General features: G+C 65.2%; 26 protein-coding genes and 1 pseudogene. 11 read left to right on the forward strand and 16 right to left on the reverse strand.

Annotated features, from left to right (window positions below):
* The 3 genes from ACUCV3_RS14015 to ACUCV3_RS14025 all read left to right on the forward strand — a co-directional run.
* Nucleotides 1–1203: AAA family ATPase (locus ACUCV3_RS14015; RefSeq protein ID WP_482240692.1), on the forward strand; the 1203-nt coding region annotated here is incomplete at its 5' end.
* Between the two features lie 47 nt (nt 1204–1250).
* Complete coding sequence (locus tag ACUCV3_RS14020) at nt 1251–2264, forward strand: ParB/RepB/Spo0J family partition protein (RefSeq protein ID WP_284114506.1); 1014 nt, start codon at nt 1251–1253, stop codon at nt 2262–2264.
* A 64-nt stretch (nt 2265–2328) separates the two neighbouring features.
* On the forward strand, nt 2329–2679 hold the full coding sequence (locus ACUCV3_RS14025) for a hypothetical protein (protein ID WP_017183653.1): 351 nt from the start codon (nt 2329–2331) through the stop codon (nt 2677–2679).
* 44 nt (nt 2680–2723) lie between these two features.
* Here ACUCV3_RS14025 and ACUCV3_RS14030 read toward each other — a convergent pair whose 3' ends face one another.
* The 3 genes from ACUCV3_RS14030 to ACUCV3_RS14040 form a co-directional block, all read right to left on the reverse strand.
* Nucleotides 2724–3407 (reverse strand): RES family NAD+ phosphorylase, encoded by a 684-nt coding sequence (locus tag ACUCV3_RS14030; protein WP_284114387.1) that lies wholly within the window; start codon nt 3405–3407, stop codon nt 2724–2726.
* On the reverse strand, nt 3407–3805 hold the full coding sequence (locus ACUCV3_RS14035) for an antitoxin Xre-like helix-turn-helix domain-containing protein (protein ID WP_017183655.1): 399 nt from the start codon (nt 3803–3805) through the stop codon (nt 3407–3409). The genes ACUCV3_RS14030 and ACUCV3_RS14035 overlap by 1 nt, the downstream gene beginning before the upstream one ends.
* A 96-nt stretch (nt 3806–3901) precedes the next feature.
* Nucleotides 3902–5068 carry a hypothetical protein gene (locus tag ACUCV3_RS14040; RefSeq protein WP_284114386.1) on the reverse strand — a complete coding sequence of 389 codons (1167 nt, stop codon included), beginning with the start codon at nt 5066–5068 and terminating at the stop codon, nt 3902–3904.
* 151 nt (nt 5069–5219) lie between these two features.
* On the opposite strand from ACUCV3_RS14040, the gene ACUCV3_RS14045 reads away from it, so the two are divergent.
* Together ACUCV3_RS14045 and ACUCV3_RS14050 are read left to right on the forward strand one after the other, a co-directional pair.
* Nucleotides 5220–6467: a hypothetical protein gene (locus ACUCV3_RS14045; protein WP_188084253.1), complete on the forward strand. Its 1248-nt coding sequence runs from the start codon at nt 5220–5222 to the stop codon at nt 6465–6467.
* Between the two features lie 2 nt (nt 6468–6469).
* Nucleotides 6470–7702 (forward strand): tyrosine-type recombinase/integrase, encoded by a 1233-nt coding sequence (locus tag ACUCV3_RS14050; protein ID WP_313326435.1) that lies wholly within the window; start codon nt 6470–6472, stop codon nt 7700–7702.
* Nucleotides 7703–7877: 175 nt separating this feature from the next.
* Here the strand turns inward: ACUCV3_RS14050 and ACUCV3_RS14055 are convergent, their stop codons facing one another.
* Nucleotides 7878–8111, reverse strand: a complete 234-nt coding sequence (locus ACUCV3_RS14055; RefSeq protein ID WP_465270290.1) for a GDCCVxC domain-containing (seleno)protein — start codon at nt 8109–8111, stop codon at nt 7878–7880.
* Nucleotides 8098–8466: a mercuric reductase gene (locus tag ACUCV3_RS14060; protein ID WP_188084251.1), complete on the reverse strand. Its 369-nt coding sequence runs from the start codon at nt 8464–8466 to the stop codon at nt 8098–8100. The genes ACUCV3_RS14055 and ACUCV3_RS14060 overlap by 14 nt, the downstream gene beginning before the upstream one ends.
* A 73-nt stretch (nt 8467–8539) precedes the next feature.
* On the opposite strand from ACUCV3_RS14060, the gene ACUCV3_RS14065 reads away from it, so the two are divergent.
* A complete protein-coding gene (locus ACUCV3_RS14065; protein WP_188084250.1) occupies nt 8540–8956 on the forward strand; it encodes a MerR family transcriptional regulator in 417 nt (138 codons plus the stop codon).
* A gap of 23 nt (nt 8957–8979) precedes the next feature.
* Here ACUCV3_RS14065 and arsH read toward each other — a convergent pair whose 3' ends face one another.
* From arsH to ACUCV3_RS14095, 6 genes are read right to left on the reverse strand one after another with little or no spacing between them, the layout of a single operon-like run.
* Entirely contained in the window at nt 8980–9720 is a 741-nt protein-coding gene (gene arsH, locus ACUCV3_RS14070) for an arsenical resistance protein ArsH (protein ID WP_188084249.1), read from the reverse strand.
* Nucleotides 9720–10151 (reverse strand): arsenic resistance N-acetyltransferase ArsN2, encoded by a 432-nt coding sequence (arsN2, locus tag ACUCV3_RS14075; protein ID WP_188084248.1) that lies wholly within the window; start codon nt 10149–10151, stop codon nt 9720–9722. The genes arsH and arsN2 overlap by 1 nt, the downstream gene beginning before the upstream one ends.
* Nucleotides 10148–11224 (reverse strand): ACR3 family arsenite efflux transporter, encoded by a 1077-nt coding sequence (gene arsB / locus ACUCV3_RS14080; protein ID WP_188084247.1) that lies wholly within the window; start codon nt 11222–11224, stop codon nt 10148–10150. Before arsB ends, arsN2 begins: the two co-directional genes overlap by 4 nt.
* Nucleotides 11221–11652 (reverse strand): arsenate reductase (glutaredoxin), encoded by a 432-nt coding sequence (gene arsC, locus ACUCV3_RS14085; RefSeq protein ID WP_188084246.1) that lies wholly within the window; start codon nt 11650–11652, stop codon nt 11221–11223. Before arsC ends, arsB begins: the two co-directional genes overlap by 4 nt.
* Nucleotides 11652–12179: an arsenate reductase ArsC gene (locus ACUCV3_RS14090; RefSeq protein WP_237366402.1), complete on the reverse strand. Its 528-nt coding sequence runs from the start codon at nt 12177–12179 to the stop codon at nt 11652–11654. Before ACUCV3_RS14090 ends, arsC begins: the two co-directional genes overlap by 1 nt.
* 11 nt (nt 12180–12190) lie before the next feature.
* A complete protein-coding gene (locus tag ACUCV3_RS14095; RefSeq protein ID WP_237366403.1) occupies nt 12191–12523 on the reverse strand; it encodes an ArsR/SmtB family transcription factor in 333 nt (110 codons plus the stop codon).
* A 107-nt stretch (nt 12524–12630) separates the two neighbouring features.
* Here ACUCV3_RS14095 and ACUCV3_RS14100 point away from each other — a divergent pair.
* The 4 genes and pseudogenes from ACUCV3_RS14100 to ACUCV3_RS14115 all read left to right on the forward strand — a co-directional run bounded on the left by ACUCV3_RS14100 (nt 12631) and on the right by ACUCV3_RS14115 (nt 14619).
* A pseudogene (locus tag ACUCV3_RS14100) lies at nt 12631–12907 on the forward strand (metal/formaldehyde-sensitive transcriptional repressor).
* Between the two features lie 10 nt (nt 12908–12917).
* Complete coding sequence (gene dmeF / locus ACUCV3_RS14105) at nt 12918–13838, forward strand: CDF family Co(II)/Ni(II) efflux transporter DmeF (RefSeq protein WP_188084242.1); 921 nt, start codon at nt 12918–12920, stop codon at nt 13836–13838.
* A gap of 10 nt (nt 13839–13848) precedes the next feature.
* A complete protein-coding gene (locus tag ACUCV3_RS14110) occupies nt 13849–14031 on the forward strand; it encodes a DUF1289 domain-containing protein (protein ID WP_188084241.1) in 183 nt (60 codons plus the stop codon).
* A gap of 183 nt (nt 14032–14214) precedes the next feature.
* A complete protein-coding gene (locus ACUCV3_RS14115) occupies nt 14215–14619 on the forward strand; it encodes a MerR family transcriptional regulator (RefSeq protein WP_188084240.1) in 405 nt (134 codons plus the stop codon).
* A 70-nt stretch (nt 14620–14689) separates the two neighbouring features.
* Here the strand turns inward: ACUCV3_RS14115 and ACUCV3_RS14120 are convergent, their stop codons facing one another.
* From ACUCV3_RS14120 to ACUCV3_RS14140, 5 genes are all read right to left on the reverse strand, one after another.
* The gene (locus tag ACUCV3_RS14120) at nt 14690–17923 is read right to left on the reverse strand and encodes an efflux RND transporter permease subunit (RefSeq protein ID WP_313326442.1); all 3234 of its coding nucleotides are present in this window, start codon (nt 17921–17923) and stop codon (nt 14690–14692) included.
* A gap of 3 nt (nt 17924–17926) precedes the next feature.
* The gene (locus tag ACUCV3_RS14125; protein WP_188084238.1) at nt 17927–19090 is read right to left on the reverse strand and encodes an efflux RND transporter periplasmic adaptor subunit; all 1164 of its coding nucleotides are present in this window, start codon (nt 19088–19090) and stop codon (nt 17927–17929) included.
* Between the two features lie 4 nt (nt 19091–19094).
* Nucleotides 19095–20348, reverse strand: a complete 1254-nt coding sequence (locus tag ACUCV3_RS14130; RefSeq protein ID WP_188084237.1) for a TolC family protein — start codon at nt 20346–20348, stop codon at nt 19095–19097.
* A gap of 68 nt (nt 20349–20416) precedes the next feature.
* Nucleotides 20417–20758 (reverse strand): hypothetical protein, encoded by a 342-nt coding sequence (locus ACUCV3_RS14135; RefSeq protein WP_188084236.1) that lies wholly within the window; start codon nt 20756–20758, stop codon nt 20417–20419.
* Nucleotides 20759–20841: 83 nt separating this feature from the next.
* Nucleotides 20842–21501: a cation diffusion facilitator family transporter gene (locus ACUCV3_RS14140; protein ID WP_188084235.1), complete on the reverse strand. Its 660-nt coding sequence runs from the start codon at nt 21499–21501 to the stop codon at nt 20842–20844.
* 75 nt (nt 21502–21576) lie between these two features.
* On the opposite strand from ACUCV3_RS14140, the gene ACUCV3_RS14145 reads away from it, so the two are divergent.
* On the forward strand, nt 21577–21975 hold the full coding sequence (locus ACUCV3_RS14145; RefSeq protein WP_188084234.1) for a MerR family transcriptional regulator: 399 nt from the start codon (nt 21577–21579) through the stop codon (nt 21973–21975).
* The last annotated feature ends 2 nt before the right edge of the window (nt 21976–21977 follow it).

A 21977-nucleotide genomic window follows, 5' to 3' on the forward strand; every position in this document is an offset into this window, starting at 1 on the left:
TTGGCTGCATCACTCGATATTGAGGGCACGCAGGATCTGCTGTCCGTCTCAACGCTTGCACAACGGACCAGCTCTGTTCTCGAGCGGCTTCGCGACTCTGCGCGTAGCGCCCGGGCGGACGAACGGCGCGAGCCCACCTTCCCGATCGGTAAAGCGGCCGAACTGGTCGGCCGGACCGCGGCGGCCATTCGCGAGGCCGAGAAGGACGGCCGCTTGCCGCCGCCTCCGCGAACCGAAAATAATCGGCGCGTCGGTTATACCCTGGCTCAGCTCAACGACATGCGGGGATTGTTCGGCACCCGGCCCTGGCGGGCTGCCAACGACCCCTGCTGCGTCATCGCGGTGCAGAACTTCAAGGGCGGGGTCGGGAAATCGACCCTGTCGGTGCATCTGGCCCAATATCTCGCGATCAAGGGTTACCGGGTGGCCCTCATAGATTGCGACAGCCAGGCGTCGGCAACGACCCTGTTCGGCTATGTTCCCGACCTCGACCTAACCGAGGAGGACACGCTCTATCCGTTCCTGCGGCACGACGACATGGAGTCGCTCGATTACGCCCTGCGCAAGACTCACTTCGACGGCCTCGAGCTTGTCCCGGCTAATCTGCGGCTCTTCCAGTCGGAATATGAAATCGCGGCGCGTATGGCGCGCGGGCAGGGGAACCTGATCGACCGCATGGCACAAGGCATTGCGAGCATAGCCGATCGGTTCGATGTCGTCGTTCTCGACCCGCCGCCGGCGCTCGGCGCGATCTCGCTTTCGGTGCTGCGTGCGGCCAATGCGCTGGTCGTGCCGGTCCCGCCGACGGTGATGGACTTCTCGTCGACTGCAGCCTTCCTCGCCATGCTCGACGAGACCATCGAGACGCTGGCCGATCGCGGCTTGGCCCCGTCGCTGCAGTTTCTGCGCTTCGTCGCCTCCAAGGTTGACGAGAACAAGTCGATGCAGAAGGAATTGCTGAACCTGATGCGGACCCTTTTCGGCCACGCGATCGTGCGCACACCGCTCAAGGATTCGGCGGAAATCGACAATGCGACGGCGCGGCTAATGACCGTCTATGAGCTTGACGGACCTGTCACCAGTTCGGCGGTGCGCAACCGCTGCCTCGCCTATCTCGACGGCGTGAACAGTGAAATCGAGGTCGACATCCGGTCGATGTGGCCCAGCCATCTGGCGCGTTTGCGCAAGGAGGGCCTCGCCTGATGCGAGCAAAATTGCACCGGTGCAATTCTGGGTAGAAGGGGTGGATGATGAGCAAGAAAAACGCCAACTTCGCGGCTGATCTGGTCGCCGGAATCGACCCGGGGGCGCAAGCCCCAGCGGCGCGGCGCCCTGGCATCGGTGCGAGCGTCCTGGCGGGTCGAGAAAGCCGACTTGCCGAATTGGCGACGGGCAGTGTCGTCTCACGCACACATGAACTCGTTGATCCGGCACGCTGCCGGATGTGGGTCGGCCATAACCGCGAATATGCGCTGCTTAACGAGGAGCGGTGCGCCGATCTCATCGAGAGCATCAAGGCGCAGGGTAAACAGGAAATGCCCGCCATCGTTCGCCGCGTGAAGGACGACCCTGCCTTCGATTTCGAGGTGATTTGTGGCGCGCGCCGGCATTGGACGATCAGTTGGCTGCGCGCCCACAACTATCCGGATTTCCGCTTTCTCGTCGATATCCGCAGCCTTACCGACGAAGAGGCTTTCCGGCTTGCGGACCTGGAAAACCGGGCGCGCGACGACCTTAGCGATCTGGAGCGCGCGCGCGATTATCTGCGCGCGCTCGACGCCTATTATGAAGGTCGCCAGAAGGTCATGGCCGAGCGGATCAACGTCACGGAAAGCTGGCTCAGCCGCTATCTCGACCTTGCCCGACTGCCGGCAGAACTGATGGCGGCCTTTGCCATCCCACAGGATCTCAGGATCAAGCATGTCACCGCGATCAAGCCTCTCTTGAAACCGGAGGACCGGCGGCAGCGTGTGTTCGCGGAAGCGGGACGTCTCGCTCAGGTGCAGTCCGACCGCGCAGCACCGATGCCGGTTCCCGATATCATACGCGCTCTCGCTCTGGCCGCCGATCCCCCCAAGAGGTCAGGATCCCCCAAGAAGTCAGGAAAGCCAGAAACGATCGTGTCCGAAGGGGGGAAACCATTGCTGAAAGTGGAGGGGGTGGATCGCAAGGGGCTCAAACTGACCTTGCTCCCGCATGCCGGTGGTACGCGGGCTGAAGCGGAGGCCGCGTTGAAAGCCCTGCTCGATCAGCATTGGAGCTAGGACAATCTTCAGCGGTTCTGAGATGTGAGAGTTTTGTCTTCACATGTTGAATATGGACTGCCCAATGACTGCAGCCTTCCAGGATGACATTCGCGAGAATGAGATCATCGCGCCCCGTCGTCTGGCGGAGCGCCTGCGCTTCTCCATGGCGCATTTGGCTCGCGTTGCTCGCCTGGATCGTAAGGCCATGACTCTGTATCCCTCCGCCCCGACCGTGCAGATTAAACTGGAGGAAATAGCCCGAGTTATAACGCGAGCGGCAGAGCTCGCAGGCGAAGAAGGCAAGGCGGTTATCTGGTTCAAGCATCAACCCCTTTCTGGAGTTGGGAAAACGGCTGCGGAATTGGTTGCGAATGGCGATATCGATATCGTCATGGAAGATCTCGATCGTATGGCTGCCGGGGTCTATTCCTGACAGGCGTCACTCGATGCCGAAAGGCTAGCTTGTCCACAGGATCTTTAGGTGAATGTCTTCTTCTCGTAGACGGTGACAATCGCCTGGCCATCCCAAACGTAGCACAGGTGCCGCTCCTGTCGGCAGTTTGCGAGTAGGCGAGGGCGGAACACCGCGGCGCACTCGCCGTCGGTGTCGCGCACGCTTTGGTATACGATGCCATCCGAACCTTGCTCACGCAGGTGTCGGCCAAGCGCCTGGCCGGCGGCATAACTGTCCGGGGCGTAGAGGGCAGGGCGTTCATCGCGCAGGCCGCGAATATCGTGGAGCATGGCTTCCAAGTCGACCGCGTAGACGCGCATGTCGAGTTCCTGCGCCGGTTCGTGGGTGTACGCCATGAAGCGGGTTCGGTGATGGCTCGTCTCGGCAACCGCTGTCTCGATGGTGTTGGCAGCATAGAACAACCCGAAACTGCCGTCACAGAATCGGCTGCCATCTGGATTGAGGTGGGTGAAGGCTGCCATGATTGCCGATGTCCCGGGTCCCGATACGCGGTCCTCCGATGGGACGAGCGCGAGGTCCCCGACCTCGTCGCGAAGCCGGTCGTTGGTCATCGCCTCGATCGCATAGACCGCTTCTAAATCGGCCGGATCCGCTACGTCTTCAAACAGCGATATGGGCGGGAACCGGCTTGCGACGATCCGATAGCACGGTTGCCACCGCACTTGCGTCGTCGCAATAGCATCCATCAGCCGCGCTGCGCGTCGATATATTGGCGCACCACGTAGAGATCGGCGACATTGCCCGAGGCCATCCGCTCGATCGCCGGGCGTCCGGCGAACAGCGGCGCCTCATTGGGTTTGCGTACCCATTCGTTGGCGGTACGGGGCAGGAGCATCTTCAGCCCCTTGTAGATCCCCATGACATAGGAGATGCGCTCCAGCGCATCCTTGGGAATCGCCGCGACGGCGCCGCGCTTCCAGGTCTGGAAGGTCGAGCGGCTTTCGAGCCCGAGAAGCTTCATCTGCTCGGCTTCCTTAAGGCCCCAGGCGTCGGCAATGCGGAAAAAGGTGCGCAGCGCCGGACCGCTCAGATCCTTGCGGCTAGGCGCTTTGGCGGGGACGCCGGAATGTGCAGCTGTGGCCATTGGCCATCTCCTTCTTTCTCTGTCTATGTATGATATCTGTACATAACGTCAAGAGGAGATCAGTTTTCATACACGCCTAATGCGCGCGAGGCCGCGTCAGGGATGGCCAGAACTGCCGGCGAGCAACCGGTCGATCTCGCCCATCGCCGCGTCGAACTCGGCGAGGGCCGGATGGGGGAGCGCGAGAGCGTGGTCCAGGGGTGCCGACAACCGATCCCTTCGCGGCGCTTCGGCGACCAGCAGAACCTTGCCCTTGATGCTCGCGCGCCGCGCGAGGCCCGCTGTGACTAGCGCGTCGCCGATCGCATAGGTGCCGCGCCGGCTGATCCCGAACGCCGAGGTCATCTGATCGAGCCCGAGCGGCGCAAAACCAGCGAGCAGGATCCACACCTGCGGTGCCCGCGCGCTCGAGCGCAGGTGCCCCAGCTGCTCGCGCATCAGCGCCGCGCGCCGTCGCGCTTTCGCGACCAGCTCTGCAAGCCGGGTAGCGCTGGCGTGGAGAGTCCGCGCTGAGACAATGGCGCGTTCGCCCGGCCAGAGCTGCGGCTGAAGCGTTTCGGCGGTCACCGCGCCGGGGCAGGGGAGGGCAAGCTGCCACGCGCCGCACGCGGTCAGCAGCCGCCCCAGCGAGGCATCGACCGCCCAGAGCGGTGTGCGCGGGGCGGCCTGCTCGATCGCCACCGCGCGGTTCCCAAGCGAACGGATGTGCACGGTGCGCTCCAGCAGCGCGAACAGCGGATCGGCGCGCAGCAGCGCGTACAGGTGGCCCAGACGCGCGAAGGGCAGGGGGGTCTCGTCATCCGCGCCGGCCTGTTTCACCAGCGTGATCGCTCTGCCGATCGCCTCCTCCGCCAGCGCATCTTCGGCTTGGATCGGGCGATCGGCCCCGAAGCGAGCGGCCAGAGCGATGGTCTGCGCGGCGTCGGCAAGCGGTTCCCACGGATGATGGCTGAGTTCGCCCAGAAGGGCGCGGACCACGGCATAGGCGGAGCAGGCGGTGAGGGGCGTCTCTTGGGGGCCGCGATCGAGCCCGGCGAACCAGGCGTTGAACCGGTGTTCGGCGTCAGCAAATCCCGCCTGCGCCAAGGCCGAGAGGAGCACCTCGCGCAGCAGCCCTACGCAGAACAGCCGCTTCTCGGTATCGGTGAGGCCGGTGAGGAGCCCGTCGAGCCGGCCGAGCGCCAGCGCGCATTCGCCTTGCGCGAGCGCCAGCTCTTCGGGTGGGGCGTCGGTGTCGGCGGCGAGGGGATGGAAGCGCTCCATGCCGAATGTGTAGTGAATGTCAAAACACTGCACAACTGCTCGGATGGTTGGTAAATCAACATGTGATAATTGCAGTTATCACATGTCCATGTTTGACGCCTCTCTATAAGGTCGGCTATGAAGCGTCGCGAGAAATGAAGGGCGATCACGCGTGGAAAAGACGGTTTTCTGGTCATGGCAGAGCGATCTCGACGGGCGCGTCACTAGAGAAGTTGTCCGCTTTGCGCTCGATGCTGCGATCACGATGCTCGCGGCCGACGTCGAGGAAGCCGATCGGCCGAGCCTGACCTCCGACACGCAGGGTGTCGCCGGCACACCGGACATTGTTGCGACTATTCTCCGCAAGATCGATGAAGCCGCTGTGTTCGTCGGCGACGTGACGCCAATCGCGGTGTCCGCCAGCGGCAAGGCCTGCGCGAACCCCAACGTCCTGCTCGAGATGGGGTATGCCAACCGGGCACTGAGCGAGCACCGCGTCATCCAGGTCTGGAATACGGCGTTCGAGGGCGCGACGCTCGAGAAGCTGCCGTTCGATATGCGCGGACGGCGCGGGCCGATCGGCTTCTGTCTTCCCGTCGGCGCGGATACCGCCGAGCTGCGCCGCGTACGCGGCGAGCTGGCCAAGCAGCTGGCGGCCGCCCTGAAGCTGTCGCTGGAACAGCTCCCGGCGCCGCTCCCCGAGGCGGTGCATTGGCAGCCGCATTTTCCCGGCGACGCCGATCTCTGGTTCGATCGGGCCGAGCCGCAGATCGTTACCCACCCCAGTCATGGATCGAGCAGATACCGCTGGAAGGATCACTTCCCGGGCTACGCGCGTCTGATCCCGTCCAAATGGACGGCCAATGCGGATGCGAAGCGGTCGCTTGCGAGTAGTGAGGGGCATCCCGACCTGATGGCGGACGCCCGATCACTCGGCTTTGGTACAAGCCGGGGCGGCACTGCGATTTACTGGCCGGGCACGGAGGAGGAAGGCGTTGCGCCGACCGTTGCCGTTACCCAGTGGTTCGAGAAGACCGGCGAGTTCTGGGGCGTTGCGGGCGGATTCCTGTTCGATCGGGATAGCCGGATCACGCTCGCGACCGGATATTTCTTCCAGCACTGGCTGGATTTTCTGAAGCGCAACACGACGCTCGCGCTCGATCATGGCGGCGCGCTGCCGATCCATATGCGATTGGGGGTCAACGGTCTGGCCGGCTCGTGGTGGCCGCCTGGGACGTTCGATTTCGGTGAGGATGGTTTCGCCGCGGTTGAGCCGTCCTACCAATTTGAAGCGACATTGACCTCGGTCGAGACAGAGGTGCTGCAGCAGGTCGCCGTCGACGCCTTCAACGGGTTGGCGAGCGTCTATGGCCACGAGCCTTTCACGCTCGCCGAAATTCTAGAGATGGCGAAGCGGTAGCCATGACCGAGGATGCAGGAACACCGTTGCCTGTGCCGCCTCCGTCGGAGACGTCACTTCCGGCTGTGGCCGACGCTGTCGATCTCGCGTGGACGGTCGTGCAGATGCGCGCGGGCGAGCGCATCGTCATCAATGAGTCGCTGATCGCCGCCTACCAGGCGGCCTCCTCGCCCCACAGCCTCCGCGCGCTGAAATCAGATATCGAGGCGTTTGATGCGTGGTGCCGGCGGACGCATCGGATCGCGCTGCCGGCGACGCCCGAAGTGGTCGCCGATTATCTTGACGCGCGGGCAGGAAAGGGTAGCAAACCGGCCTCGCTCGGCCGCTACAAGGCGTCGATCGCCAAAATCCATCAGCTGCTCGATCTGAAAGATCCGACGTCGGCGTCGCTGGTGAAGCTGCGCCTGCAGGCGATCCGTCGCCGCCTCGGCACCGCGCAGAAGCAGGCGCGGCCGCTGCGCTTCAAGGGGCCGGTGCGCAATGTCGAGCGCGACGAACCCCGCGGGCTCAATGTGCGAGCGCTGCTTGAGAGCTGCGCTGAAGATCTGCCAGGCCTGCGCGATCGTGCGCTACTCTCGGCAGGGTATGACACTGGACTGCGCGCCTCCGAGCTGGTGGCGATCGAGGTCGAGCATATCGTCGAGGCGATCGATCCCGACGCGCGGCTGCTCAGCATTCCGCGCAGCAAGGGCGATCAGGAGGGGGAGGGGGCGACCGCGTTTCTGAGCCCGCGCACCGTGCGGGCCATCGCGGCGTGGCTGGAAGCCGCCGGCATCAAGGCAGGACCAGTGTTCCGCCGGGTGAATGTGCGGCGCTACAAGGCGCGGGCTGCGCTGCGCGGGCGTAAGATCGACAGCATTTCGGGCCGCGAGACGTGGGATTTGCGCAAAACACTGTCGACACCTGCCGTGCCGGCTCGGGTCGAGTATGATGTGGGGGAGGGGGCTCTCCATCCCGCCTCGGTTGGCCCGATCTACCGGTCGATGATCCAGCGGGCATTCGACCGTGCCGCGCTGGTCGATCTGACGGCGGACGATCTTGCCCGGCTGCTCAAGGGAATCAGCGCGCACTCGACGCGGGTTGGCCTCAACCAGGACCTGTTCGCGAGCGGCGAAGATCTCGCCGGGATCATGGACGCGCTACGCTGGAAGAGCCCGCGTATGCCACTCGCCTACAACCGCAATCTCGCCGCTGAGGCGGGCGCGGCTGGAAGGCTGATGGGCAAGCTGGGATGACCAGATTGCCCCCCCGTGCGGTCAAGACCGGGGGTACCGCGTACCCCTGAAATCGACTCAGCCACTTCTGACGCTCAGCGAAGTGTCTGGCTGCCACCTCGACACAAATTGCGTGCAGGCCGCTTCGCTTCGATCCTTTATTCTAATTAAACATCGTCCACGACAACACCGGAAACTAGCTGCAACAGCCTGCGCCCTTGCCTTCGATCTGGATCGGTGGACAAGGAACGGTTCCATACGAACAGAACACGCAGCAATCGCCGGGTTTGGGCCGGAGCACGGCGTTGCAGTCCGAACAATCATAGAAAAACTGGCAGGCGTTCGTTGGCATCTGCTCGGTCTTCACCGTGCCGCACTCTGGACAGGTGATCGTCGAACTTAGCTCCGGGGTGATGTCAGACATAGGCATAGCCCAGCCAGAGGAGCGCGGCACCGATCAGCAGGCCGGCAAGCGTGATGAGGCGCGTGGCGAGAGAGGTGCATAGGCCGCCCGGTGCGCAGCGGGCAGCGACGGCTTGCTGACGTATGAGAAGTGCGGCGCCTGCAACCAGGCATAATGCGCCTATCCCGAGCAGCGGCACGCGATAGGGTAGCGCGGTCATAGCGATTCCGGCGAGCCATGCCGATCCGATGCCAACCGAAGCCAGCAGCATTGGCAGGGCGCAGCACGCCGCGACGCCGAAACCGGCTGCGATCCCGCCGAGAGTGAGAGACGCGGTTCCCAATCCCTTCGGCGAACGGGGGGTGGCAGAAGGTTCAGACATGGCGACCCCTTGAGAGCTGTTGGATCTTGTCCTAGCGTCTGTAGCTACTACAGACTCAAGCGGTATTTTGAAGATGACGACATCTCGCACCACCATCCCGATTGGCGAACTGTCGCAGCGCACGGGCTGCAACATCGAGACGATCCGTTATTATGAGCGCATCAGCCTGCTTCCGGTGCCGCTGCGCCGTGGTCGATACCGCGCCTATGGACCGTCGGATGTGCGGCGCCTGTCGTTCGTGCGACGTGCGCGCGAACTGGGTTTCCCAATCGACTCGGTGCGGGCGCTGCTGGCGCTTGCCGACGGCGGCGCTGCCTCATGTGCGCAGGCGCGTGATCTGGCGAGCGAGCATCTGCGGGATGTCCGCGTGAAAATTGCCGACCTTCGCCGCATGGAGCAAGTGCTCGGCGACACCGTCGCCGCCTGCGAGGCGGACGACACCGTGAGCTGTCCCTTGCTGGAAACGCTTTGCACTTCGGAAGCGCGTTAGATCCGGAGGTTGTCGGGATTAGGTCAGGCGATCGATTGTGATGCCAGGTCGTGTGCGGCGTCGCGCTTGGCAGCCGCGGACTTGCGCTCGGAATAACGATCGACGAGCTGATCGGCGTGGCCACGGGTCAGCACGGTGAACCGGACCAGTTCCTCCATCACGTCGACGATGCGGTCATAATAGCTCGACGACTTCAACCTGCCGGCTTCGTCGAACTCCTTCCAGGCCATCGCAATGCTCGACTGGTTGGGGATCGTGAACATGCGCATCCAGCGGCCTAGCAGGCGTAGCGTGTTGACCGCGTTGAACGACTGTGAGCCGCCCGACACCTGCATGACTGCGAGCGTCCGACCCTGGGTCGGGCGCATGCCACCGAACTCCAGCGGCAGATGGTCGATCTGCGCCTTCATGATGCCGGTGATCTGGCCGTGCCGTTCCGGGCTGCACCAGACCATGCCTTCGGACCACAAGGCGTGCTGGCGCAATTCGTGGACGGCTGGATGATCGTCGCCCTTCACTTGATCGGGCAATGGCAGGTCGGAGGGATCGAATATACGCACTTCCGCACCGAAAAAGATCAGCAGCCGGGCCGCTTCCTCGACCGCGAGTCGGCTGAATGAACGCTCACGGAGCGAACCGTAGAGAAGAAGGATCCGGGGCGGATGGTCGAGCGAGCCAAGGCCGGCCGCCAGATCAGGGCGAACCACGTCGCGATCGAGCGCTGGCACATAATCGGGGTCGGCAAGGGTTCGAAGACGCGACATCAGGCAATCCGTTTGGAGAGAAGGGCCGCGCTCGCCAGGCAGAGCGTTCGAAACTCGGCCGACCGGGCGATCGCGGCGGGCGCATTGGCGCGCTCGGCGGTTTTATAGCCGTGCCGTCGGAAGAATGGTTCAGCCGTGGTGGTCAGCAGATAGAGGGCAGCGACACCGTTATCGGTTGCCGCCTGCTCGATCGCGCCGAGGATGGCAGCGCCCAAACCTGCGCCACGTCGCTCGGGCTTTACGACCAGGGATCGCAGCAGCCGGTCAGGCCCATCGCCTTCGATGCCGCCATAGCCAATGATGCCGGCGACGTCCTCGAATCGAAAGAAGCGACGATCTGGTTCGGCAAGATCGCTGGTCGGCAGGCCGGCGGCAGCAAGTTCGGCCGTCAGGTCGGATAGCGACTCTGCATTGAGCAAACTCGCGATCATTCCGGCACACGTTGCTCGTACCAGGGCCGGGTCGCCTTCACGATCTTGACGACCGACAGCATGACCGGAACCTCGACCAGGACGCCCACCACGGTCGCCAGTGCCGCGCCCGAGTTGAGCCCGAACAGACTGATCGCGGCAGCGACAGCCAGTTCGAAGAAGTTTGAGGCGCCGATCAGTGCCGCCGGCGCGGCCACGCACCAAGCGACACCGAACCGGCGGCTCAGCCAATAGGCAAGCCCGGCGTTGAAATAGACCTGAATAAGGATCGGCACCGCGATCAGCGCAATGACCAGCGGATGGGCGATGATCGCCTCCCCTTGGAAGCCGAACAGCAGGACGAGCGTCGTCAGCAGCGCGACCAGCGACACCGGGCCTAGCCGCGCCAGCAGCCGGTCAAGGGCTGACTGCCCGCCCGATGACAGCACCGCGCGGCGGATCAGTTGCGCGACGATCACCGGCACCACGATGTAGAGCAGCACCGAGATCAGCAGTGTGCCCCATGGGACAGTGATGGACGCGACGCCGAGCAGCAGGCCCACCAAGGGCGCAAAAGCGAACACCATGATGATGTCGTTCAGCGCGACTTGGCTGAGCGTATAGGTGGGGTCGCCGTCGCAGAGGTTGGACCAGACGAACACCATCGCGGTGCAGGGGGCGGCGGCCAGCAGAATCAGGCCGGCGATATAGGAGCTGACATCGGCCGCGGGCAGGAGCGGCCGAAACAGCCACCCGAGGAACAGCGTGCCGAGCAGCGCCATCGAGAAGGGCTTCACCGCCCAGTTGATGAACAGCGTCACCCCGACGCCCTTCCAGTGCTGCCTGACCGATCCGAGCGCGCCGAGATCGATCTTGAGCAGCATGGGGATGATCATGAGCCAGATCAGCACGGCGACCACGAGGTTGACCCTGGCGACCTCAGCGGATGCGATCACCGCGAACAGGCCGGGCAGCGCATAGCCGAGCGCGATGCCGACGACGATGCACAGCGCTACCCAAACGCTGAGATAGCGTTCGAATGTGCTGATCGCCGGCTTCGCCGGCGCCAACGCTTGACCAGTGGTGGCGTTCATGACGCGACCCGCTGGCCGCTGTCATCGACGACGCGCTCGCCGTCTTCCTTGGTGAATGCCCCGCGCTGTTCGCTCGGCAGCAAGTCGAGGACTTCTTCGGAAGGGCGGCAGAGCTTCACCCCGAGCGGTGAGACCACGATCGGCCGGTTGATCAGGATCGGATGCTCCATCATCGCATCGATGATCCGGTCGTCGCCGAGCGATGAATCACCCAGGCCAAGCTCCGCGAAGGGCGTCCCCTTTTCCCGCAGCAGCGCGCGCGGGCCGATCCCCATGCGTTCGATGAGGGACACCAGCATCGGCCGCGATGGCGGCGTCTTCAGATATTCGACGACATGCGGCTCGATCCCCGCATTGCGGATCATCGCCAGCGTGTTGCGCGACGTGCCGCATTCCGGGTTGTGGTAGATCACGATATCGACGGACATCAAGCGGCATCCCCCCGGCGGCTGCTCGCCCCTTCGCCATGGCCGATCTCGCGGACATGCGTGCGCAATGCCAAGGCGTCGAGCCGATCGAACGGCAGGGCGATGAAGAGTTTGATGCGGTTTTCGAGGTAACGGAGCGCAGTGACGAATGCCCGCTCGCGTTCAACCGGCGTGCCCTGGACGTGACTTGGATCCTCGATGCCGTAGTGCGCCGTCATCGGATGGCCCGGCCAGATGGGGCAGGTCTCGCCGGCGGCGTCGTCGCAGACCGTGAACACGAAATCCATGACCGGCGCGTCGGCTCCGGAAAACTCCTCCCAGCTCTTCGAGCGCAGGCCCTCGGTTGGATACTCGATCCGGTCGAGCAGCGCGATGGCGTCGGGATTGACCGCACCCTTGGGAAAGCTGCCGGCCGAAAAGGCGCGGAAGCGCCCGTCGCCGAGCTGGTTCAACGCACTTTCTGCGAGAATCGAGCGGGCCGAGTTACCGGTGCACAGGAAGAGAATATTGAAGATGCGATCGGACATGATGGGCTCCATCAGCAGCAGGGGACGAGTTCGGCGATCAGCGGTTCGCAAAGCTCCGCCTTGCCGCCGCAGCAATCCTTGACGAGGAACAGGGTAAGCGCCTTCAACTGGTCGAGATCGGCGCGATAGTTGATGATGCGGCTGCGCCGTTCCGAGCGAATGAGCCCGGCGCGCGCAAGCGTCGCGAGATGCACCGACATGGTGTTCTGGGGAACTCCCAACTGACGCGCAATTTCACCTGCGGCGAGACCGTGCGGCTCATGCCGCACCAACAGACGAAAGGCATCGAGCCTCGTTGTCTGGGCGAGCGCTCCCAGCGCCGTAATAGCTCTCTCTGATTCCATATATCCACTATGATAGATATGTAGGAAGAACACCAGGCAATTTTGATAGCCCAATCCAAGTCGATTACGGTGGTAGCGACGCGCTACATAGGGTAGGGGGGTATCCTATGGGACATTTGAATGAAGGCAATGACGAACTCCTGAAGCGGGTCCGCCGCATCGCAGGCCAAGTCGCGGCGATCGAAAAAGCGCTGACGGCCAATGCGGATTGCACGACGACGCTGCATCTCGTCGCAGCGACGCGCGGCGCCATCAATGGGCTGATGGACGAGATTATAGAAGAGCATGTCCGAGACCATGTGGCGGACCCCCGACCTTACGGCCGCAGAACGTGCCGCAGGAGCTGAAGAACTGATCGCGGTGATACGCCGCTACGCGAAATAGAGCCGAGATAATGACCACTTTACGCGATATTGACGATTTCACGCACGCCCATGTGTATCTGGGGGCCGCCCACGACGACAATGCACGCCGGACGTTGTGGGTGGTGGTGCTGACGGCTGTGATGATGACCGGCGAAATATTCGCCGGGTATGTCACCGGATCGATGGCACTCCTGGCCGATGGCTTCCATATGGCGACCCATGCCGGCGCGCTGGGTGTCGCGGCGATTGCGTATGCCTATGCCAAGCAGCGTGCATCGAGCCGGCGGTTTAGCTTCGGAACCGGCAAGGTCGGCGACCTGGCGGGCTTCGCCTCGGCGTTGGTGCTTGGCCTGATCGCCTTGGGGATCGGTGTTGAATCAATCCTGCGCCTATTCGAGCCCATCAAGGTTGCGTTCGGCGAGGCGACCCTGATTGCAGTGATCGGGCTAGGCGTGAACATCCTCAGCGCATTTTTGTTGTCGGGCAGCCACCACCATCACGGTCATGACGATCATGTACACGACCATCATGCCCATGGCGGCGACAACAACCTCCGCTCTGCCTATGTGCATGTGCTCGCCGACGCCCTGACTTCCGTGCTGGCGATCGCGGCCCTGCTGGCAGGTCGCTATCTTGGTTGGGTGTGGATGGACCCTGTCATGGGTATCGTCGGAGCTGTGGTGATCGCTCGCTGGTCCTGGAGCCTGATGCGAGATACCGCTTCAGTCCTCCTTGATTCGACCGACAATCACGTTGCCGAGGAAATACAGGATCTCGTTGAGGGACCGGGCGACGTGCGTATTGCCGATCTCCATGTGTGGCGCGTCGGCCCCGAAGCCCATGCCGCCATCGTCGGTGTTGTCGGCGGTGCGGGAATCCACGCTGGTGTCATCCGTGACCGGCTCGTCCCTGTCCATGAACTGAAGCACCTGACGATCGAATGCCATTGAAGGTGCCCACGTGAAGTCCCCGTGCATAGACTTGTGCAGATTCGACGGCTCGACCGGCTGGTGTCGGGGGTGCGGCAGATCCAAACTCGAATGTCGGGCATGGAAGAAGGCGCAACCTCAACAACAACGCAAGATCGCTGCCGACCTTCCGCGCCGACTCGCGAAGTTGGCAGGACGCGCTCCGCACGAGTGAGTGGGCTCGCTGCGCTCACAGCGATCTACTGGCCTGTGAGATCAGCTCAGGAAGCCAGACGTGCAAGTATCGGACATTCGGGCCGCTCATTGCCGTGGCAAGCTTTAGCCAGGTCCAGCAATGCATCGCGCATTGCGTTAAGCGCATCTGTAGTCACTACAGACTCAAGTGCTAATCGCGACCATGACTGCATCCAAGAGGATCCCGATCGGCGAGTTCTCGCGCCGCACTGGCTGCAACATCGAAACGATCCGCTACTATGAACGGATTGGCCTGTTGCCTGTACCGGAGCGCCGGGGCCGCTACCGTGCCTATGACCGCGACGACGTGCGGCGCCTCGCGTTCGTTCGGCGAGCGCGCGAGCTTGGGTTCTCCATCGAAACGGTGCGGGCTTTGCTCACGCTCGCCGCTGGAGGGTCAGCGTCATGTGCGCAGGCGCAAGCTTTCGCGGAGGCGCACCTGCGCGATGTGCGCGCGAAGATCGCCGACCTCGAGCGCATGGCGGACGTGCTCACGGACAGCGTCGCCGCCTGCGAGGCGGGCAGCCATGCCGGTTGCCCGCTGCTCGAAACCCTCGCAGCGCTGTGATCCGGACCAGTTCCTCCATCACCTTTAGCTTCCGGTCATTGTAGTTTGACGGCTACCCGACTTTCCCTCGTCATTCAGCGGGCAGCGGATCGCGCGGAAGCAGATCCTCGGCGTGCGCTACGTTCGAGGCCGCCAGCTCGCGTCGACCGAATCGGGCGTAGAGCGTCGGCAGCACGAACAGAGTCAGCAAGGTAGCCGAGATCAGCCCGCCGATCACCACGGTCGCGAGCGGCTTCTGGACCTCCGCTCCGGCGCCGTGCCCAAGCGCCATCGGCACGAACCCCAGGGAGGCGACCAGCGCGGTCATCGCCACGGGTCGCAAGCGGAGCAATGCTCCCTCGCGGCTGGCGCGGGCACGGTCCATGCCGGCCCGCATTAGGTCCTGGATCGAGGTGACCATGACCAGGCCGTTGAGCACCGCGATGCCGGAGAGCGCAATGAACCCGACCGCCGCCGAAATCGAGAACGGCATGCCGCGCAGCATCAGCGCAGCTACGCCGCCGACCAGCGCCAGCGGTATGCTGGTGAACACGATCGCGGCGTCGCGCGCGCTGCCGAGCGCGCCGTAGAGGAGCAGCAGAATCAGCGCGAAGCAGGCGGGCACGACGAGCATCAGACGATCACGCGCCGAGGCGAGATTCTCGAACTGACCGCCCCATTCTAGCCAGATGCCTGCGGGAAGGCGCACGTCCTTCGCGATCGCCGCCTGCGCATCGGCGACCACGCCGGCGACGTCGCGGCCGCGGACATTCGCCTGGACGACCACCCGGCGCTTGCCATTCTCGCGGCTGATCTGGTTGGGTCCGTCGGCGACGCCGATGTCGGCGACGCTGGCGAGCGGCACGAACGCGCCCGAGGGCGTCGGCACCGGAGTCTGTCCGAGCGTCGCGAAATTCGCGCGCTCGGTGTCTGAGAGGCGGATCACGATCGGGAACTTCCGGTCGCCCTCGAAGATCACGCCCGCCGGGCGGCCGCCGACCGCCGCGGCGACCACGTCCTGCACGTCCTTGGCGGTCACCCCGAGTCGCGCGGCCGCATCGCGGTTGAAGGCGATGTCGAGCATCGGCAGCCCTTCGGTCTGCTCGACCTTGACGTCCTCAGCGCCTTTCGTGCGCCGCAGCACCGCAGCGATCCTGTCGGCGGTATCGTTCATCTGCGCGAAGTCGTCGCCGAACACCTTGACCGCGACATCGCTGCGCACGCCGGCGATCAGTTCGTTGAACCGCATCTGGATCGGCTGGGTGATCTCGTAACTGTGCCCGGGTACTTGCGCTAGGCGCTGCTCGATGCGCTCGACGACATCGGCCTTGGTCTCGCCCGGATCGGGCCACTCGCCACGGGGCTTGAGCATCACGAACGTATCGGTGGCATTGGGCGGCATCGGATCAGACGCGAGCTCGGCCGTGCCGGTGCGCGAGAATACGACCCGGACCTCGGGTATGCCGGACAGCGCCTTCTCGATCTGGAACTGCATTCTCTGGCTCTGGTCGACCGAGGTGCCGGGCACCCGGAACGCCTGGACCAGGACATTGCCCTCGTCGAGCTGCGGCAGGAACTCCTGGCCGAGCGTCGCATAGCCGGCGCCGGCCAGCGCCAGCGCAGCGAGCGCAACGCCGAACGTGCGCCTCGGCGCCCGCAGTGCTTGATCGAGCCCCGGCTCGTAGCGACGACGCAGCCAGCCGACGATCCGGCCTTCCTTTTCCTCGACCGGCTTGCTCAACCAGACCGCGATCGCGGCGGGCACGAATGTCAGCGACAGGACGAACGCGAACAGCAGCGCCATGATGACGGTGAGCGCCATAGGCTCGAAGGTCTTGCCCTCGACGCCCGAGAGGGTGAGCAAGGGCACATAGACGAGGATGATGATCGCTTGGCCAAAGACCGACGGGCGGATCATCTCTCGGGCGGCCTGCGCCACCAGGGCGAGGCGTTCGCCGCGATCGAGCGGCCGGCCGAGATGGTGCTGGCGCTCCGCGATGCGCCGGAGCGCATTCTCGACGATGATCACCGCGCCATCGACAATCAGCCCGAAGTCGAGCGCGCCGAGACTCATGAGGTTGGCGGAGACACCGGCCTGGAGCATGCCGAACCCGGTCAGCAGCATGGTGATCGGGATCACCGCCGCCGCGATCAGCGCCGCGCGAAAGTTGCCGAGCAGCACGAACAGCACGACGATGACGAGCAGCGCGCCCTCGGCGAGGTTGCGGGCGACCGTCGAGATGGTGGCGTTGACGAGGTCGGTGCGGTCGAGCACCGGCTCGATGACGATATCCGGCGGCAGCGACGGGCTGATCCGTTCGAGCCTTTCGGCGACCCCCGTCGAGACGGTGCGGCTGTTCTCGCCGATCCGCATCACGGCGGTGCCGGTGACCACTTCATGCCCGGCCTCGGACGCCGATCCCAGGCGGATCGCCTGGCCTAACCGCACCGCAGCAACCTGCCCGAGCAGGATCGGCGTGCCTTCGCGCGTGGCAATGACAGTGTTGGTGAGCTGTGCGGTGCTAACGATGCGCGCATCGGCGCGCACCGCCAGGCCTTCGCCGTTGCGATCGACAATGCCGCCGCCGATTGCGCTGTTGTTGGCGTCGAGCGCGGTGGCGAGTTCGCTCAGGGACAGTTTGAGCGCGGCGAGTTTCTGCACGTCGGGAACGACGAGATATTCCTTGTCGTAGCCGCCGAGCGAATCCACCCCTGCGACCCCGGCGACCGACTTGACCTGCGGCGCCACGATCCATTCCTGCACGGTGTGGAGATAGGTCGCCTTGTCGGCCTCGCTCACCAGCCGGTCGCCCTCGGGGGTGATGTAGCTGCCGTCGGGCTGGGTGCCGGGCTCGCCCGGCTTATGTTGCTCGTGCCCGCGATCCTGATAGCGGACGGTCCACATATAGATGTCGCCGAGCCCGGTCGCGATCGCGCCCATCTCGGGCGTGACTCCGTCGGGCAACCGCTCCTTGGCGTCGTTGATGCGCTCGGCGACCTGTGCTCGCGCGAAATAGATGTCGGTCGCATCCGAGAACACCGCGGTGACCTGGGCGAACCCGTTGCGGCTCAGCGACCTTGTGCTCTCCAGCCCCTTGATGCCGGCCAGCGCGGTCTCGACGGGGAAGGTGACCTGCTTCTCGATCAGCTCAGGCGACAGCGCCGGCGCGCGGACGTTGATCTGGACCTGGTTGTTGGTGACGTCGGGCACCGCGTCGATCGGGAGCCGATAGAGCGAGGCGGCGCCGATGATGGCGGCGATGGCGGTGAGCAGCAGGACGAACCAGCGGCGCTCGACCGCAAGGGTGACGATGCGTTCGATCATGGCTCAGTCCTCGTCCCCGCCTTCGCCCTTGCCGAGTTCGGCCTTGAGGACAAAGCTGTTGGCGGCGGCGATCTGCTCGCGGCCGGTCAGGCCCCAGAGGACCATGACGGAAGCACCGCTGGCCTGGCCGAGGGTGACCGGCGCGGCCCGGAATCCATCCCCTGTGCGGACGAACACGACCGGCTTGTCGCCGATCGTCTGCACCGCGGTCGACGGCACGCTGACTGCGCTTCCGCCTCCATTTTCGTTGCCGCCGCCGCCGCCGAGCAGGATCGCGGCCTGCACGCTCTCGCCGACGCGCCACTGACCGCTGCGGTTATCGATCGCCGCGATCACCGGCACCAGCCGGGTCGTGGCGTCGAGCACCGGCGAGACGAAGGTGATGCGAGCCGTGGCTTGCCGGCCCGGCGCGCTTACCTCGACGGTGGCGCCCGGCCGGACACGGCCGGCATCGGCGGCCGACAGCGACAGGGTCAGCGACACCGTGGAGAGATTGGCGACCCGGAACAGTTCGGCATCGGCCGCGACGGTCTGGCCGAGCGTGACCGAGCGCGCGATCACCTGGCCGCCGATCGGCGCGCGAATCGCGAGACGGTTGAGCGATCCGCCGCCGCCGCCCGCGGCGGACACTTGTTGACGCGCGAGCCTGAGCGCGATCTCTGCTTCGCGCGCCGCGGTGCGGGCGGCGATCAGATCCTGCTCGGCCGACACGCGCTCGTTGAACAGCCGCTGTTCGCGACGGAGGTTCGACTGGGCGAGCGCGGCGCGCGCCTGCGCCGCCTCGACCTCGGCGTTGAGTTGGGCGGCTTCGCGGCTCTCGATGACCGCGAGCGTCTCGCCGCGACCGACCGACTGGCCGAGATTGCGGGTCAGCGCGACGACGCGCCCGCCGATCGCCGCCGACACCACCTGGGTGCCCTGGGGATCGCCTTCGATCGTCCCGGGCAGCTCGATCGCGCCCCCGCCGCCGACAGTCGGGCGGACGAGCTGGATACCGGCGGTCGCGATCTGCTGCGGGCTGAGCTTGATGACGCCTTGCGAGGGCGCTTCAGCGCCTTCCTTGGCTTCGGTTTCGGCCTTTTCTTCGGAGGGCTTGGTGCCGCCACACGCGGCGAGAGTCGCGATAAGCGCCAGGGGCAGCGTCGCCCGCAAAATCGTGATCTTCATGGGCTCAGTCTTTCGTGATCGTGGGAGCGGCGCCGGTGAGGCGCTGGAGGCGGGCGCGCGCGTCGTGCCAGGCGGCGAGCGCGTCGATCGCGGCGGCGCGGGTCTCCGCCAGCGTGCGCTCGGCGTCGAGCAGGTCGAGCTGGCCGAACTTGCCCTCGCGATAGCCGATCCGCGCGATGCGTGCGGTCTCGACCGCGGCGGCCAGCGCAGGCCCGGTCGCGTTGCGCGCATCGGCCGCCGCGTTTGCCACTTCGGCCTCGGCGGCAGAGATCGCCTGTTCGGCGTCGATTCGCGCCATGCGCCGTCGCGCGTCGGCCCGGTCGCGCTCGGCGCGCGCCTGGGCGACGCCAGCGCTGCCATTGTTGAACAAAGGCAGCGGGATCGACACGCCGAATACCGCGGCGGTGTCGTTGGTCGCTTCGAGCCGGCGTGCGCCAGCGCTCAGCGTCACGTCGGGAATGCGCTGCGAGCGGGCGAGCCCGACCTGCGCATCGGCGGTCGCGACTTCGGCATCGGCCGCGGCCAGCGCGAGCGTGCCGTCGACACCGGCTCGTGCCGAGGGACCATAGCCGTCGAGCCGATCGAACCAGGCAAGGTCGAGCCCGGCCATGACGGGGCGGCCGATCAGCCGGGCCAGCGTGTCGCGGACAACCACAGCGTCGCGCTCGGCGCGGGCGGCCGCCGCCTCGGCATTGATGCGGAGCACGTCGGCGCGTTGCTGCTCGATCGGCGAGGCGCGTCCCGCGCTCACGCGGATCCTGGCGGCGCGATAGGCCTCGGCGGCGATCCCCGCCTGCTCGCGGGCGATGCCGAGTCTGCGCTCGGCGGCCACGGCGGCGACATAGGCCTGGGTGACTCGCAGCGTGACATCGGCATCGGCGATCGCGGCATCGACCCGCGCCCGCACGCCCTGTGCGTCGGCGAGGCCGATCCGCGCCGAGCGCTTGCCGCCCAGTTCGATCGGCAGTGCGAACCCCACGGTGGTCTCTGCGCTGTCGATGCCGCGATAGGCGCCGCTGCCGGCGACATTCTCGGTTTGCGCCTCGAGCGAGGGATTGGGGCGCAGGCCGGCGACGGTGCGCGCCGCGCTGCTGGCGCGCAGGTCGGCGGATGCCGCTTCTAGCGCGGGCGAGGCTTGGCGGGCGGCGGCGAGCGCTTCATCGAGCGTGAGCGACACCGTGGCCGGCGGCGCGTCCTGCGCTGCGACCTGGGTGGAGCAGAGGGCCGCGGCGAGGACGGCCGCGAAGATACGGGACATGGGAAATGATCTCCTGACGAAAGGCTGGGAGTCCGCCGTGGCCTGCAGCCGCGTGGACGATCGGCGCGTCAGGCGATCGGTGGTCTCAGGTCGCGCGCGGCGGTTATCGCGTCGGGCTCGATCGCGGGATCGATCCTCAGCGTAGTCCGGGCAATTGGGGTGATCGTTGCCGGGCCGTCGACGGCGGGCATGCTCAGATGATGATTGTGGCAGCTGCCGTGGTGATGCGGCGCCGGATTGTCCGCGTCGCCCGGAACCTCGTCGCCATCGCAAGCGACATGGTCTCCGGCCCCGGCGGACAGCTCAAGGCAGCCGACGATCTCGGCCGCGTGCGCCGCCGACACCGAGAGACCCGTCCACAAAGAGAGGACGAGCATCAGGCCGGCGATCAGGGCGAGCGATTGTCGCATCGGCTGCTCTGCTAGCCGGACGGCACGGCCAAGCAAAGCGGCGGGGCGGGATCGCCTCCCATTCTCCTGTTTCGACGCCATATTTATTCCCCCTGAAGAATTGGCTGCGCGGGCGCCGCGTGCAATAGATGCGGCGCCCGCAGCTCGGCCGCCGCCTGGCGCATGATCTGGATGCCGCCGCTGATCCCGAGCGTGGCGAGGATCGCGGCAACGGTCAGGTCGGGCCATGCCGAGCCGGTGCCGAACACGCCGAACGCGGCGGCGACCACGGCAACATTGCCGATCGCGTCATTGCGCGAGCAGATCCATACCGAGCGCATGTTCGCCTCGCCGCTGCGAAAACGGTACAGGATGAAGGCGACCGCGACATTGGCCGCCAGCGCGAGACCACCGACAATCCTCATCGTCTCGGCCTGCGGAAGCGTGCCCGCGAACGCGGCATAGCCGGTGCTGCCGATCACCCAGACCCCGAGCGCAAACAGGGTGGCGCCCTTGAGCATCGCCGCGCGCGCACGCCAGGTGAGCACCATGCCTGCAACTCCGAGGCTGATCGCGTAGTTGGCACTGTCGCCGAGGAAGTCGAGCGCGTCAGCCTTGAGTGCGGCCGAGTGGGCGGTAACGCCCGCGAAAATCTCGACGCCGAACATCGTCGCGTTGATGATCAACGCAATCCAGACCGCGCGCCGCCAGCGCGGATCGTTGGATGGGTCCGGCTTCGCGGACGCGCAGCTGTTGCAGGCCATTTCATTACCTCGAACGACTCGATGTCATGCGCTATGTGCGGCCTGTAGCAACTATAGGGTCAAGCGGGATTTCTGATGCAGATTGGTGAACTGGCACGAACGACCTCGACCAAGGTCGAGACCATTCGTTTTTATGAGAAGATCGGATTGCTTCCCGAACCCGGGCGCACCGCGGGCAACTACCGCGACTATGGGGCCGCCCATCTGGCGCGGCTCTCCTTTATCCGCCGCGCGCGCGACCTTGGTTTTACACTCGATCAGGTGCGCGAGCTTCTTGCGCTTTCCGACGATCGCAGCCGCTCGTGCGGCGCCGTCGACAGCGTCGCGCGCGCGCATCTCGCGCAGATCGATCAGAAGATCGCCGATCTCCGCGCACTTCGACGCGAGCTTGACGAAGTGATCGGCCAGTGCAGCCAAGGCGCTATTTCCGACTGCCGGATCATCGAAGCGCTGGGACCCCACGCAAGGCATTGACC

It is taken from the genome of Sphingobium sp. VMM (genome assembly GCF_056790315.1).